The sequence below is a fragment of the Dokdonia sp. R86516 genome (assembly GCF_044596715.1).
Lineage (GTDB): Bacteria > Bacteroidota > Bacteroidia > Flavobacteriales > Flavobacteriaceae > Dokdonia.
Window position 1 is genome coordinate 1,806,284 of the sequence record NZ_CP138998.1, and the last position, 14,537, is coordinate 1,820,820.

Here is a 14,537-nt window from a genome sequence, read left to right on the forward strand (position 1 = left end):
AACAAAATTAAGAAAACAATAAGAGTGCGGGGTTTATAAGTGACTTACAAGGTGCTTTTAAGAGGAAGTGAGTTCTGTAAATAATCCTTCTAGGCTCACATTTTTTTGATTGAGCTGTAAGATTTTAAGCTCATTATCATGCGCAAAGTCAAAAACCTTTGCCCTCATATCGTCCTGAGTACTAAAAGTGATTTCATAAATAAAGCCTGTTGTGTTTTTTACAGAGGTTACTTTATCTAGTCTACTTAGAGCTACTTCTTCTACACGGTAATCAAACTCGGCTATGACTATTTGCTGCTGTCCATCTCGTAGTTCCGTCATTTTTTTGTCGGCTACTATAGTTCCTTTATTAATAATAATCACACGATCACAGATGGCTTCTACCTCTTGCATGATATGCGTACTCATTAATATCGTTTTTTCCTTACCTATATCTTTAATCAGATTTCTAATATCTAACAGCTGATTAGGATCGAGTCCCGTAGTGGGCTCATCTAGTATCAATACCTCTGGGTCGTGCAATAAAGCAGTAGCAAGACCTACACGCTGTCTGTAACCTTTTGATAGTTGGCTTATTTTTTTATGTGCCTCAGAGGTTAGTCCTGTGAGGTTGATAACTTCATCTATACGTTCTTTTGATACCTTATAAACTCCTGCATTAAACGCTAGATATTCTCGCACATACATTTCTACATATAGCGGGTTGTGTTCTGGTAAGTAACCCACAGCACGACGTACTTCTTGTACATTACTTTTTGTGTCATATTCATGCACCGTTGCTGTTCCAGAGGTAGGAGTGAGGTAGGTGGTGAGTATTTTCATCAATGTACTCTTGCCAGCACCATTAGGTCCAAGAAAACCTACAATTTCACCTTTTTGTAGGGAAAAGGAAATATGATCAAGCGCTTTCTGAGTGCCGTACATTTTTGTGATGTCTGTTACTACAATCGACATAGAGGAGTGTTTAATACTGTAAATGTAAGAATTGATAACGGGAGGATACATCTAAAAGTGTGATGATCATCCATGCGGATTAGATTTTAAGATAAGGATAGGTGTCGTATTCTCATTTTCATTAGTTTATCAATGTTTGATTGATAATTTCTCAAAATCTACGGCTTATAAAAAATATTTCATAAAAGGAGCTAAATAAATTGGCTCATTAGATATTTTTTCTACTTTAGCAGTCAAATAACTCAACATGTTATCAAACGTTTATTATTGGAACAATTTTTTCTATTTCTTCTTTTACGGGAAGAGATCAGGATTGATATTGTGCTAATTTAATAACACTCAATATTTCAATAAGTCCTGATAAATTTTTATCAGGATTTTTTTTTGCACAATTATGAAAGTAGCAATACAAGGCGTACAAGGATCATTTCATCACAAGGTAGCTCAAGAATTTTTTGGGACAGACGTTGCTGTGGTGGAGTGCATGTCTTTTCCTAGGCTAGTAGACGCACTGGTAGAAGGCGAAGTACAAGATGCTGTGATGGCTATAGAAAATAGTATCGCAGGGGCAATACTCCCTAACTATGCGCTGCTAGATAAACATAATTTGCATATAGAAGGAGAGTTCTACCTTGATATCCAGCACCAGTTAATGGCGTTGCCAGGTCAAGCAATAAATGACATAAAGGAGGTGTGGTCGCACCCTATGGCGATTTTGCAATGTCGTGAGTTTTTTAGAAACTACCCAGACATAAAACTTGTAGAAGATACAGATACCGCGGGTGTAGCACGTGAGATACAAGAAAACCAATTACAAGGAATAGCAGCCATAGCAAGCACAGCTGCAGCAAGTATTTATAATCTAGAAATCATAAGAGCGTCTATACAGACCATCAATGAGAATGCAACTCGCTTCTTTATTTTAAATAAGGATAAAAAACTAGTAAAAGGTGTTATTGATAAGGCATCTATAAGATTTTCGGCAGATCATAAGCGTGGCAGTCTAGCGGCAATATTAAATGTGCTGAGTGATTGCAAGATGAATCTCACAAAAATTCAGTCCATGCCTATAATCGAGAAGCCGTGGAAATATGCCTTTTTTGTAGATGTCACTTTTGATACGATAGAAAGCTTTAATAAGGCAGTACAATTACTAGAAATCATGGCAAATGACTTTAAAGTACTAGGAGCTTACAAAAACAGAAAGCAATGATGCAACCAGCAAATAGGCTACAGGAAACTAAAGAATACTACTTTTCGCGAAAGCTAAAGGAAGTTCGCGCGCTCATTGCAGATGGTCACCCTGTGATTAATATGGGAATAGGAAGCCCAGATATGCCAGCGCCTCCGGCAGCAGTTGCGGCGATGCTCAAAGGATTACACGATAGTGTAGCTCACCAGTATCAGAGTTACACCGGTATTCCTGAGTTGCGAGGAGCCATGGCAGACTTCTATAAAAAGCAATATGGAGTCATCGCAAATCCAGATACTGAGATATTGCCACTTATGGGATCTAAGGAAGGTATTATGCACATCTCGATGGCATTTTTAAATCCCGGAGATAAAGTCCTTCTGCCTAATCCTGGATACCCTAGTTATGCTGCGGTAACAAGACTTGTGGAGGCAGAAGCAATTACATACGATCTCAATGAGGAGAACGGATGGTTGCCAGACTTAAAAGCGCTGGCGGCTCAAGATCTTTCGGGTGTAAAGTTGATGTGGGTAAATTATCCTCACATGCCTACGGGGACTAAGGTGCCAGATGGTTTTTTTGAAGAATTGATCGCTTTCGCGAAAGCGCAACGCATACTAGTAATCAACGATAATCCATATAGTTTTGTCCTTAATGACAATCCGCAATCACTGCTAGCAGTTCCAGGAGCCTCTGAAGTAGCCTTAGAACTTAACAGTCTTAGTAAGACCTTCAATATGTCCGGATGGCGTGTGGGAATGGTACTAGGAAGCGCCGAAAATATAGGTCACGTATTGCGCGTAAAATCTAATATGGATAGCGGTATGTTTTATGGCATACAGAAAGGAGCTGTAGCAGCCTTAGGCTTAGGAGATGACTGGTTTGAGCATATCAATACTATTTATGGACGCCGCCGTAAACTAGTTTATGAGCTTGCCGAAAGGTTAGGTTGTACCTACGACAGAGAGGCTGTGGGATTATTTGTCTGGGCAAAACTTCCCGAGGGAATCGATGCAGAGGCTTTTATAGATAACATCTTGCTCGAGAAATTCATTTTTATCACGCCAGGAACCATTTTTGGAACGATGGGGAAAGGTTACATCAGATTTAGCCTTTGTGTAAAAGAAGAAAAAATTAAAGAAGCAATAAGTAGATTTTAAGATAATTAATAGCTGGATATGAGGTGTTTTTGTTAGTAAAACATTGAATTTGAGCAATTAGAGAGTAATATTTAGATAATGAAAGACATTTATATCATAGGGTTGGGGCTTATAGGAGGATCATTTGCGCGAGATTTGCGCGAGCAAGAACCTGCGGCAACTATTTATGGTATAGATGCAAGTGATTCTCACCTAGCCGAAGCGTTGTCATTAGGTTTTATAGATAAAGGCGCCGTACTAGAAGATATTAAAACAGCAGACCTCGTAGTGCTAGCAATCCCAGTAGATGTGGCTATTCACGTACTACCAGATGTTCTTAATTATATAGGAGACGATACGATTGTGGTCGACATGGGATCTACAAAACAAGCCATTTGTGAAGTAGTAGCATCACACCCTAAACGTCGCAATTTTCTTGCATGTCATCCTATCGCAGGGACAGAGTTTTCTGGGCCTAGTGCAGCGATTACAGGCTTATATACAGGGAAGACTAATATTATATGCGAGGTAGAGAAAACAGCTTTTAAGCTGCAAGAAAAAGTGCTAGACCTCTTCAAAAATATGGGAATGCGCATACGCTACATGGACCCTGTGTCTCATGATAAGCATATTGCATACGTAAGTCACCTCTCACACATAAGCGCGTTTATGCTAGGTAAGACGGTGATACAAAAAGAGAAAAATGAACGTGATATTTTTGACATGGCGGGCAGTGGCTTTGCATCTACCGTGCGTTTGGCAAAAAGTAATCCAGTAACATGGACCTCGATTTTTAAAGAGAATAAAGAGAATGTCTTAGAGACGTTAACTGAATATATTGCCAATCTCAACGATTTTAAAACACTTCTTGAAAATGATGATTTTCAAGGAGTACACGATGAGATGGAAAACACGAACCACATTAAGGAAATTTTAAACGGAATTAAATAGTTTTGCGCTTTCGCGAAAGCGTAAATATCAAAAGCCCGAAGCGGCACAAATTAAATGTTATGGAAAATAAGAAAGAACTTAGAAATTGGTTAGACGCTTTTGGCCTTGATCACCCTCTTGTAATTGCAGGACCATGTAGTGCAGAGACGGAAGCGCAGGTGCTTAAAATTGCTCACCAACTTAAAGACACAGATGCTACCGTACTACGTGCCGGGATCTGGAAGCCTAGAACGCGTCCAGGAAACTTTGAAGGAGTAGGTGCTCTTGGACTTAAATGGTTACAAAAAGCCAAAGAAGAAACAGGAATGCTTACTACGACAGAGGTTGCAAATGCAAACCACGTAGACCTAGCTCTTGAAGCAGATATCGACATCTTGTGGATAGGGGCTCGTACAACAGTATCTCCATTTATCGTTCAAGAAATTGCAGAAGCTCTTAAAGGAACAGATAAAACGGTGCTTATTAAAAACCCAGTAAATCCAGATCTTGCCTTATGGTTAGGGGCGGTAGAGCGTTTTTATACTCAGGATATTAAAAATCTAGGTGTAATACACAGAGGGTTCTCTACGTATGAGAAGACACGTTACAGAAATAATCCAGAATGGCAAATAGCGATAGATCTTCAGAATAAATTTCCAGATCTTCCATTAATTCTTGATCCATCACACATTGCTGGACGTCGTGATATTATTCATGATTTATGCCAGACAGGTCTTGATCTCAACTATGATGGTATCATGGTAGAGACGCATTATGACCCAGATAATGCATGGAGTGATGCTGCACAGCAAATCACACCAGCTACGCTCGTACAAATGATGAAGGATTTAAAAATCCGTAAAGAAGAAGGTACAGAGGTAGAGTACAATAATAAATTGAACACATTGCGTACTAAGATTGACGTGATAGATCACCAGCTTATTGAAAGCTTAGGAAAGCGCATGAAAATCTCTGATAGTATAGGAGAGCTTAAGGCAGAAAATAACGTTTCGATCTTACAGACAAAACGATGGAATGAAATCTTAGGTAAGATGATTTTAGAGGGAGAGCAAAACAATCTAAGCGAAGAGTTTATACTACGTGTATTTAAAGCAGTACACCAAGAGTCTATAAATCACCAGAAGAAGGTGGCGAAGTCGTAAGGCTTTAGATAGCTAGCTATAAAGAAAAAGGCTCAACGTAATGTTGAGCCTTTTTTTATTTGTGAGTAAAGTGATTAATCTTTCTTAGTGTAAGCAAGTCTTCTAGATGCTTTTCTCATTAAGACATTTACCAAGTCTTCAGGAGAGCTACCTAGCCCACCACGTACTTTTTTGTTATAGTTCCATAGAAGTTGGCCATCTGCTCCATTGTTTACATTCATGTTTACAATAGCACTATTTGTAGATCCACCAAAGCCTATTAATAAAGAAAGTGCAACGCTTGCTCCTTCACTCATAGGTTTGTTAGTCTCATAATCTCCAGATATGATGGCATCTACTTCTAGAATTTTAGCAAGTTCGTCAGTAGTGTATTCATAAATGTTGTCATAGTCAATACCTTCCTTTTTTAGAAGAGCATTTGTTCTAGAAGGTTGTTGGATTTCTAGAGTAGTGAGTTTACCTCTTTTTTTTCTTTTTAGAAACCAAGAAAACATACCAGTTTGTAATCCCTCACCTTCTGCTTTTTCAAGACGGCTTAGTTGCTCATCTGTCATATCTTTCATTTGTCGAGGTCTAAGCTTTACCTGAGTTTTAAATGGTACGATTGCGATAATTTTATGCTCCTTAGCAATTTCATCAAACGCTGGGTTTTCATACAGGCTTGTTTGAGCTACAAGGAAAGGAGTCATTAAAATAAAAGCTGCAATAAAAAGAATTGATTTTTTCATTAATATCATTTTTGATTGATTTATTGCGCTAAAATATTAAAATCTTGCTGTAAATTCCTACAATTCTTAAAATTAAGACAAGTAGTTTTTTTAATATTTCTAGTGAGTAACTAAAAAGAAAGTATTTTTGCAATTGACACAAGCGTATGACAGGAACTGTTTATAAATCTACTGGAAGTTGGTACACCGTAAAGACGGATGGCGGCCAGTGGTATGAATGTAGAATAAAAGGAAAATTCCGTATTAAAGGAATTAAAAGTACAAATCCAGTTTCTGTAGGAGATGTTGTAGATTTTGATCTTGATACTAAAAGTGATGTTGAGACGGGTGTGATTACAAAAATACACGACAGAGATAACTACATTGTGCGTAAGTCTGTAAACCTTTCTAAGCAAACACACATCATCGCTAGTAACGTGGATACTGTATTCTTACTAGTGACGCTTAACAATCCGCCTACTTTTACGGCGTTTATAGATCGTTTTCTGGTAACTGCAGAGGCGTACCATATTAAAGCTGTGTTACTCTTCAATAAGATAGATACTTATAATGAAGAGGAAATTATGGAGATAAAATATCTTGCGGCAATGTATCGTGAGATAGGATATGAGTGTGTAGGAATTTCCGCAATTACTGGAAAGAATATCGATGCGGTAAAAGAAATGATGGAAGGTAAGACATGTATGTTTACAGGTCATTCTGGAGTGGGGAAATCTACTCTTGTCAATGCCATCGAACCTACCTTGGATCTCAAAACAAAGCAAATAAGCGTACAGCACAGTCAAGGACAGCATACGACTACCTTTGCAGAGATGTTTGATTTACATTTTGATGCACGTATTATAGATACTCCTGGAATCAAAGGGTTTGGTATTGTAGATATGGAACGGGAAGAAATAGGAGACTATTTTCCTGAGTTCTTTGCTTTGAAGAGTGAGTGCAAATTCAATAACTGTTTACACCTCGAAGAACCTAAATGTGCTGTAAAAGAAGCACTAGATAATGATGAACTACACTGGTCACGTTATAAGAGTTATACACAGATGCTAGAAGGAGATGACGAGCAACATTACAGAAAAGATCACTACCCAGAAGAGCAATAATAATGAAGGCAGTAATACAGCGAGTAACAGAAGCTTCTGTCACTATAGACGGAGTTGTAAAATCTGAGATTAAGCAGGGGTTACTTGTATTGCTAGGTGTTACTCATGATGACACGAAAGATGATATTGAGTGGCTCACAAATAAAATAATTGGCCTGCGAATTTTCAGTGATAATGATGGTGCAATGAATCTTTCTGTGGGTGATGTAGATGGAGACATTTTGGTCATTAGTCAGTTTACGTTATTTGCAAGTACTAAGAAGGGTAATCGACCTTCATTTTTAGAAGCAGCACGACCAGATAAAGCCATCCCGATGTATGAAGAGTTTGTGAGTACGCTTTCGCGAAAGCGCAATAAATCCACCTATACAGGAGAATTTGGTGCAGATATGAAGGTTCAATTACTTAATGATGGGCCTGTTACAATTGTAATTGATACAAAAAACCGTATTTAATTCTTGTAGGATAATTCTTTAAGTCCTACTTTGGCGCATAATTCATCAATCATCAATCATCAATCAATTAATGCGTTTTCTTTACTTTCTTGCCTATTTAGGCTTTACTTCTGTGATGTATAGCCAAGATTTTAACTATGCTATAACTGATATTCCTGAGGAGCTTTTAGTTTCTGCAAATAGTATTTTGCGAGACGAAAAAATACTAGTAAACATTCCTGACGAAAAAACGTTGGAATTTACAAACTACAGGGTTGTTACCGTCATGAATAAAAAAGGTGAAAGAGCCTTAGGTGCTTATGTTCACTATGATAATGATATTAAAGTAAAATCTCTAAATGCTACTGTTTACAATGAGTTAGGAGAAGAGATTGCGTCCTTTAAAAAGGGTGATTTTAAGGATGCTAGTGCTGTGAGTGGCGGAACCTTGTTTTCTGATTCTAGGGTTAAATATTTAGACTATACCGCTACTTCCTATCCATTTACATTGGTCTTTGAGTCTAAATCATTAACACCAGATACTGGGTTTATTCCGGGATGGCAGCCTACGGGTAGGTATCATTCTAGTACAGAAAAAAGTAGTTACACAATTATTCATAATGGTGATTTAGGTCTTAAATATAAGGCATTCAATCAGAATGAATCAATTACTATAGAAGAGCAACCAAACAAATTAGTTGTATCTACAGAAAATTTTATTGCATTAGTTCAAGAAGACTTTAGTCCTAATTTTAGAGAAATAGTTCCTAGGGTGATTTTTGGTCTAGATACTTTTAGTCTTTCTGGTATTTCTGGAGTAGCAAATGATTGGGCTAGTTTTGGTACTTGGATGAATACTCATCTGCTACAAGGAGTAAGTGAAATTCCAGAAACAACTCGTATTGAAATAGAGAAACTTGTTGAGGGAGAGAATGATAAAATTGAAAGAGCTAAGAAAGTATATGAGTACGTTCAAAATAAAACGCGTTACATAAGTGTTCAAGTAGGTATAGGTGGATGGAAACCTATGCTTGCTTCAGATGTAGATAAATTAGGTTATGGCGATTGTAAAGCGCTCACAAACTATACAAAGGCGCTATTGGAAATAGCCGAAATACCATCATATTATACGGTTCTGTATGGAGGTCGTGATAAGCGCGATATACAAGATGATTTTGTTTCCCTCCAAGGTAATCATGCGATTTTGACAATTCCTGATGGAGACGAGTATGTTTGGTTGGAATGTACGAGTCAGGATATTCCTTTTGGTTTTATAGGTGACTTTACTGATGATAGGGATGTTGTAGTGGTAACTCCTGAAGGAGGAAAAATTGTACATACGGATGTCTATAATCACGCTTCAAATAGACAACAGATTAAAGGGAGCTACAAGGTTCTTGAGGGTGGTGCAATAGAAGTAAATGCTCATATTATATCGTCAGGAATACAATATGATGATAGGTATACAGTTGCACAGAAAACAGAAATGGAGCAAAAAAAATACTACTATAATTTTTGGAGCTATATTAATAATGTCTCTCTTGAAGAAATTTCTATAATAAACAATAAGAATGCTGTGTCAATAGAGGAGCAAGTGACTTTTAGAGCCGAGAGCTATGCTTCTTTTGCTGGTGAAGAAATGTTATTGGCAATTAATGCTTTGAATAGATATTCACATATCCCTATGAAATATAAAGATCGAAAGTATTCCTTCGAGATTTCTCGAGGTTTTGTAGATGATGATGAGGTGACTATCGAAATTCCAGATAATTATAGTTTCGAGTCAATACCAGAAGATATATCGTTAACTACTGATTTTGGTGTTTATAAGATGGTGTTTGATAAAACTAATACTGGATTGAGCTATAAAAGACATCTCACTCTCAAAGATGGTACGTTCCCTAAAGAGAGATATAATGAGTTTAGGAAGTTTATGAAGAAAATCTCAAGATTTGATAATCAAAAAGTAATATTAAAAAAGAATTAGAATGATCAATAAGTTTTTATCCATACTAATATGTGTTGTGTTTGCAAGTCAAGTTGCATATGCGCAAAATTATAAATTTGGAAAAGTCTCAAAAGAGGAGTTGCTAGAAGTAAAACATCCTAGTGAGCCTCAGGCAGAGGCTGCTATATTGTACAGGAATTTTAAGACTACTTTTATTTATACGAAAGAGAAAGGATTTACAGCTCTCATAAAAAGACAGGAACGCATAAAGATTTATAATAAAGACAACAATGATTGGTTGACGGTGAGTGTTTATTTATATCAAGGAACTAATAATAGTGCAAATGAGGTTTTGAGCGGTCTTAAGGCATATACCTACAATTATGATGGGGATATAGAAAAAATCAAACTTGATAAGAAGCAAGTTTATAAAGAGGAAGTAAATGAGAGGTATACAAAAGTTACTTTTACAATGCCAAACATTAAAAATGGTTCTGTAATAGAATATGAATACTCCATAAGAACCCCTTATCTAAATGAATTTGATAAATTCTACTTCCAAGAATCCATACCTATAAAAAAGGTGGAATTGTCTTTTGAAGCTCCAGAGTATCTTGAGTATAAAATTCATAGAAGTGGCTGGTTACCATTTAAAATCAACACAAGTTCAAGAGGTAGAAAACTATCAATTCCTTACAAGCAAAAAGCACAAGGATTAGCGGTAAAGGAGAAAAAAGGAATAGATGTGTATGAGTTTAACGATATTGAGTCTTCAGTAGTACAGAGTGATGTTCCATCTCTTAAGAAGGAGCCGTTTTCTGGAAATGTAAACAACTATAGGTCTACACTTCAATTTGAATTATCTGCTACTCGATATCCTAATCAAGTGCCAGAATATTATTCGTCTAGCTGGGAAGATGTGGCAAAGAAAATTTATGACTCACCTAATTTTGGAGGGCAACTAAGAAAAAAAGGATTTTTTAAAGATGATGTTGATCATCTCATTGCTGGGTTGTCTAAAAAAGAAGCAACACTACGCATTTATGACTATGTAAAGTCTAAAATGGTTTGGGATAATTATTACGGTATATATGTCAATGATAATTTATCTAGTGTCTATAAGGAAAATACTGGAAGCCTTACTGAAATAAACTTGCTCTTAGTGTCAATGCTTCAATATGCTGGTATAGATTCATCTCCAGTGATACTCGGAACCAAGTCTAACGGTATTTTTTTATTTCCAACTCGTTCAGGATTTAATGCAGTTATTGCTTCTGCTAAAATAGGTGGAGATTTATTGTTGCTCGACGCATCAGATAAGATGTCAAGTCCTAATGTGCTTAAGCCAGAATTGCTTAATTGGTTTGGAGGTAGATTGTTAAAAGAAGATGGAGTCTCAGAAGTTGTAAAACTAATTGGAAAACAAGCTATACATGACGCTCTTGTCAATGTAAAAATAGATGAAGTGGGCGCGCCAATAGTAATAGTAAATAATAGATATACCCATAATGATGCATATGGAATGCGTAAAAATTTATCTGGTAAAGATGCTTCAGAAATGTCAAAATTCGTTTCTTCCATTTACAATGATTACGAAATACTTGATCTTGGAGTTGAGGAAAAAGAAAACGTTTCTAAGCCGCTCAAGATTTCATTTAAGGCTCGGGTTGACGATTATTTTGAAACGATAGGAGATAAAATTTATATAAGCCCATTATTGTTTTTTGGACAAGAAACAAATGTCTTTAAAGCAGAAGAACGTAAGCTGCCTATAGATTATGACTACGGGCGTTTGAGCAGATTTATCTTTAATATAGAAATTCCAGACGGCTATCAGGTAGAAAGTATGCCAGAGTCATTATCTGTAAGTCTAGCTGGAAACATCGGATTTTATAAATACATTATATCAAAAAATGTTAATGGGGTTACTATTTCTGTTCAACGATCAATTAATGAGTCATTTTTAGCAGCAGATAGCTACGGTGATTTAAAGAAATTCTATGAAGCTATTGTGTCTAAGGAAACAGAAAAAATAGTATTATCTAAAATCTAAAGTAGGATAAGTTTGGCTTTTGATCAAAACAAAGTAGTTTTGATAAAAAAAGACATGAACATTTCAGACTCACAACAAGCAGTAGACGATTGGATAAAAGCTCACGGAGTGCGCTATTTTAATGAACTTACTAATATGGCTCAGCTTACTGAAGAAGTTGGAGAGGTGGCGCGCATTATTGCACGTCGCTATGGGGAGCAGAGTGAGAAAGAAAGTGATAAAGGCAAAGATCTAGGCGAGGAGCTTGCAGATGTGATGTTTGTAGTATTATGCCTAGCAAATCAGACGGGAGTTAATCTTCAAGAAGCCTTTGATAAAAAGCTTGATATAAAGACTAAGCGTGATCATGATCGTCATCACAATAATGAGAAATTGAAGTAATAGCCTATGCTCTTAAAAGTACAACATACTGCAGCCAGTACCAGTGGTGAGATACAAATCACAGGGTCAAAAAGTGAGACTAATAGACTGCTTATTTTACAAGCGCTCTTTGATGGTATTGTGGTAAAGAATATTTCAAATAGTGATGATGCTGCGGTGATGCAAAAGGCACTAGCGTCTACAGAAAGTGAGGTAGATATTTACCATGCAGGTACGGCAATGCGTTTTCTTACCGCTTATTTTTCTATACAAGAAGGTAGAGAGACATTGCTCACGGGGAGCGAGCGCATGCAGCAGCGCCCTATGGCAATACTTGTAGAAGCATTGCAGCAGTTAGGTGCTCAAGTTTCTTATGTAAAAAATGATGGGTATCCGCCGCTTCATATTAAAGGAAGCAAACTCACAAAAAGTGAGGTTACGCTCAAGGCAAATGTGAGCAGCCAGTATATCTCTGCACTTATGATGATGGGAGCAGCGCTAGAAAATGGACTTACCATTCATCTCGATGGTAAAATCACTTCGGTGCCTTATATAAACATGACGCTAGCATTATTACATCAGCTAGATATTGCGGCCACTTTTGTAGGTCAGATTATAACTATCAAACCAGGAAGAAAAAGTAGCGAGCATAGGGAAATTACAGTAGAGTCAGATTGGAGTAGTGCATCTTACTTTTATAGTATTGTTGCGCTTTCGCGAAAGCGTACTTTAGACACTTCTATAACCATAAGCAGTTATAAGGAGGATAGCTTGCAGGGTGATGCAGTATTACAAGATATTTATAAGCAGTTAGGTGTAATTTCTGAATTTAATGGGGATACACTTACCTTGTCATTAGCCAAAGATTTTGAACTTCCAGAAACAATCACATTAGATCTTGCAAATGCGCCAGATATTGCACAGACCATAGCAGTTACCTGTTTAGGACTTGGAGTAGGATGTCATCTCACGGGATTGCATACGCTCAAAATAAAAGAAACAGACAGGCTAGAAGCGCTGCGTGAGGAGATTACAAAGCTAGGTGGAGGGATTATGGTAACAGATACAGACCTTACGTTACTGCCACAAGAAGCAGCGCTTAACGAGAGTATTACAATTGCGACATATCATGATCATCGTATGGCAATGGCTTTTGCGCCACTAGCGCTATCGGTTCCATTATTAATAGATGATGCAGGGGTGGTGTCTAAGTCATATCCAGATTTTTGGAAAGATTTAGAAACTTTAGGGTTTGGTCAAGAGATAATTGGCTAAACACTTGACAACGCCTATCTCAAGATTGTATCTTTGCGATCTTGCAAATGAGCGGTTCATACTGCTTTTGTGAGCACAAAAACTAAAATAAAAACCCTTTATGAAGTTATCACATTTTAACTTTGATTTGCCAGATGAATTACTAGCAGATCGCCCAGCCGAAAATCGTGACGAGTCACGCCTTATGGTACTTAACCGCAAAGAGCAGACTATCGAGCACAAAATGTTTAAAGACATTATTGATTATTTTGAGCCGGAAGATGTGATGGTGCTTAATAATACTAAGGTTTTTCCAGCTCGTTTATACGGTAATAAAGAAAAAACTGGAGCACGTATCGAGGTATTCTTACTTAGAGAGCTTAACTCAGAAACACGTCTATGGGATGTTCTTGTAGATCCAGCACGTAAAATACGTATAGGTAACAAGCTTTACTTTGGTGACGATGAGAGTCTAGTAGCAGAGGTAATTGATAATACAACATCAAGAGGACGTACACTTCGTTTCTTATATGATGGATCTTATGAGGAGTTTAGAAAAAAGCTAACTTCATTAGGAGAAACGCCATTACCTAAATATATTAATAGAGAGGTAGAGCCAGAAGATGAAGATCGCTACCAGACCATTTATGCAACAGAAGAAGGAGCTGTAGCAGCACCTACTGCAGGATTACACTTCTCAAAGCACTTATTGAAGCGTCTTGAAATTAAAGGAGTAGACTTTGCTGAGGTTACTTTACACGTAGGTTTAGGAACTTTCAGCGCAGTAGAGGTAGAAGATCTATCTAAGCATAAAATGGATAGTGAAGAGGCATATATACATAAGCCAGCAACAGAGATTATCAATAAAGCGCTAAAGGAAAAACGTCGTATTTGTGCCGTAGGTACAACCTCGATGAGAGTTATGGAAAGTGCTGTTTCTAGCAATAATACACTTAACGAGTTTGGTGGATGGACTAATAAATTTATCTTCCCTCCATACGATTTTAGTATTGCAAATTGTATGATTACAAACTTTCACACGCCTAAGTCTACTTTATTAATGATGGTTTCTGCATTTGCAGGTCATGACTTTATGAAGAAAGCTTATGAAGAAGCGGTAAAAGAGAAATATAAATTCTACTCTTACGGAGATGCAATGTTGATTATCTAATTTCAACATATATAACTATAGAAACCCAAACAGCAATGTTTGGGTTTTTTGTTTTAGGAGCATCACCTTATAGTATTTGTGGTATCTAGTTTCCCGCTTTCATTGCAA

At 37.1% G+C, this 14,537-nt stretch carries 13 protein-coding genes; 11 read left to right on the plus strand and 2 right to left on the minus strand.

Translation table 11 applies throughout. The features are described from left to right. Nucleotides 1–57: 57 nt before the first annotated feature. Entirely contained in the window at nt 58–954 is an 897-nt protein-coding gene (gene gldA / locus SJY23_RS08210) for a gliding motility-associated ABC transporter ATP-binding subunit GldA (protein ID WP_396595979.1), read from the minus strand. A gap of 394 nt (nt 955–1,348) precedes the next feature. Here gldA and SJY23_RS08215 point away from each other — a divergent pair, with 394 nt between their 5' ends. The 4 genes from SJY23_RS08215 (at nt 1,349) to SJY23_RS08230 (ending at nt 5,378) form a co-directional block, all read left to right on the plus strand. After that, nucleotides 1,349–2,167: a prephenate dehydratase gene (locus SJY23_RS08215; RefSeq protein ID WP_396595980.1), complete on the plus strand. Its 819-nt coding sequence runs from the start codon at nt 1,349–1,351 to the stop codon at nt 2,165–2,167. Beyond that, on the plus strand, nt 2,164–3,306 hold the full coding sequence (locus SJY23_RS08220; RefSeq protein WP_396595981.1) for a pyridoxal phosphate-dependent aminotransferase: 1,143 nt from the start codon (nt 2,164–2,166) through the stop codon (nt 3,304–3,306). Before SJY23_RS08215 ends, SJY23_RS08220 begins: the two co-directional genes overlap by 4 nt. Nucleotides 3,307–3,384: 78 nt before the next feature. Further along, on the plus strand, nt 3,385–4,236 hold the full coding sequence (locus SJY23_RS08225) for a prephenate dehydrogenase (protein WP_396595982.1): 852 nt from the start codon (nt 3,385–3,387) through the stop codon (nt 4,234–4,236). A 59-nt stretch (nt 4,237–4,295) separates the two neighbouring features. Continuing rightward, nucleotides 4,296–5,378 carry a bifunctional 3-deoxy-7-phosphoheptulonate synthase/chorismate mutase type II gene (locus tag SJY23_RS08230; protein WP_013749997.1) on the plus strand — a complete coding sequence of 361 codons (1,083 nt, stop codon included), beginning with the start codon at nt 4,296–4,298 and terminating at the stop codon, nt 5,376–5,378. 74 nt (nt 5,379–5,452) lie between these two features. Here the strand turns inward: SJY23_RS08230 and SJY23_RS08235 are convergent, their stop codons facing one another. After that, nucleotides 5,453–6,106: a hypothetical protein gene (locus tag SJY23_RS08235; protein WP_035334400.1), complete on the minus strand. Its 654-nt coding sequence runs from the start codon at nt 6,104–6,106 to the stop codon at nt 5,453–5,455. A 146-nt stretch (nt 6,107–6,252) separates the two neighbouring features. Here SJY23_RS08235 and rsgA point away from each other — a divergent pair, with 146 nt between their 5' ends. The 7 genes from rsgA (at nt 6,253) to queA (ending at nt 14,429) form a co-directional block, all read left to right on the plus strand. Then, nucleotides 6,253–7,209, plus strand: a complete 957-nt coding sequence (gene rsgA / locus SJY23_RS08240; RefSeq protein ID WP_035334398.1) for a ribosome small subunit-dependent GTPase A — start codon at nt 6,253–6,255, stop codon at nt 7,207–7,209. Nucleotides 7,210–7,211: 2 nt separating this feature from the next. Further along, nucleotides 7,212–7,664 (plus strand): D-aminoacyl-tRNA deacylase, encoded by a 453-nt coding sequence (gene dtd, locus SJY23_RS08245; RefSeq protein WP_396595983.1) that lies wholly within the window; start codon nt 7,212–7,214, stop codon nt 7,662–7,664. Between the two features lie 70 nt (nt 7,665–7,734). After that, nucleotides 7,735–9,630: a DUF3857 domain-containing protein gene (locus SJY23_RS08250; RefSeq protein WP_396595984.1), complete on the plus strand. Its 1,896-nt coding sequence runs from the start codon at nt 7,735–7,737 to the stop codon at nt 9,628–9,630. Between the two features lies 1 nt (nt 9,631). Then, on the plus strand, nt 9,632–11,644 hold the full coding sequence (locus SJY23_RS08255) for a DUF3857 domain-containing protein (RefSeq protein ID WP_396595985.1): 2,013 nt from the start codon (nt 9,632–9,634) through the stop codon (nt 11,642–11,644). Nucleotides 11,645–11,698: 54 nt separating this feature from the next. Next, nucleotides 11,699–12,025: a nucleotide pyrophosphohydrolase gene (locus tag SJY23_RS08260; RefSeq protein ID WP_013749990.1), complete on the plus strand. Its 327-nt coding sequence runs from the start codon at nt 11,699–11,701 to the stop codon at nt 12,023–12,025. Between the two features lie 6 nt (nt 12,026–12,031). Continuing rightward, complete coding sequence (locus SJY23_RS08265) at nt 12,032–13,279, plus strand: 3-phosphoshikimate 1-carboxyvinyltransferase (RefSeq protein ID WP_396595986.1); 1,248 nt, start codon at nt 12,032–12,034, stop codon at nt 13,277–13,279. Nucleotides 13,280–13,379: 100 nt separating this feature from the next. Beyond that, complete coding sequence (gene queA / locus SJY23_RS08270) at nt 13,380–14,429, plus strand: tRNA preQ1(34) S-adenosylmethionine ribosyltransferase-isomerase QueA (protein ID WP_035334390.1); 1,050 nt, start codon at nt 13,380–13,382, stop codon at nt 14,427–14,429. Nucleotides 14,430–14,537 lie beyond the last annotated feature (108 nt).

What these genes read in the sequence shown, in the direction of transcription:
- dtd (WP_396595983.1), top strand. Translation starts at nt 7,212, where the DNA reads ATGAAGGCAGTAATACAGCGAGTAACAGAAGCTTCTGTCACTATAGAC.
- gldA (WP_396595979.1), bottom strand. Translation starts at nt 954, where the DNA reads ATGTCGATTGTAGTAACAGACATCACAAAAATGTACGGCACTCAGAAA.
- SJY23_RS08230 (WP_013749997.1), top strand. Translation starts at nt 4,296, where the DNA reads ATGGAAAATAAGAAAGAACTTAGAAATTGGTTAGACGCTTTTGGCCTT.
- SJY23_RS08225 (WP_396595982.1), top strand. Translation starts at nt 3,385, where the DNA reads ATGAAAGACATTTATATCATAGGGTTGGGGCTTATAGGAGGATCATTT.
- queA (WP_035334390.1), top strand. Translation starts at nt 13,380, where the DNA reads ATGAAGTTATCACATTTTAACTTTGATTTGCCAGATGAATTACTAGCA.
- SJY23_RS08260 (WP_013749990.1), top strand. Translation starts at nt 11,699, where the DNA reads ATGAACATTTCAGACTCACAACAAGCAGTAGACGATTGGATAAAAGCT.
- SJY23_RS08235 (WP_035334400.1), bottom strand. Translation starts at nt 6,106, where the DNA reads ATGAAAAAATCAATTCTTTTTATTGCAGCTTTTATTTTAATGACTCCT.
- SJY23_RS08250 (WP_396595984.1), top strand. Translation starts at nt 7,735, where the DNA reads ATGCGTTTTCTTTACTTTCTTGCCTATTTAGGCTTTACTTCTGTGATG.
- SJY23_RS08255 (WP_396595985.1), top strand. Translation starts at nt 9,632, where the DNA reads ATGATCAATAAGTTTTTATCCATACTAATATGTGTTGTGTTTGCAAGT.
- SJY23_RS08265 (WP_396595986.1), top strand. Translation starts at nt 12,032, where the DNA reads ATGCTCTTAAAAGTACAACATACTGCAGCCAGTACCAGTGGTGAGATA.
- SJY23_RS08215 (WP_396595980.1), top strand. Translation starts at nt 1,349, where the DNA reads ATGAAAGTAGCAATACAAGGCGTACAAGGATCATTTCATCACAAGGTA.
- rsgA (WP_035334398.1), top strand. Translation starts at nt 6,253, where the DNA reads ATGACAGGAACTGTTTATAAATCTACTGGAAGTTGGTACACCGTAAAG.
- SJY23_RS08220 (WP_396595981.1), top strand. Translation starts at nt 2,164, where the DNA reads ATGATGCAACCAGCAAATAGGCTACAGGAAACTAAAGAATACTACTTT.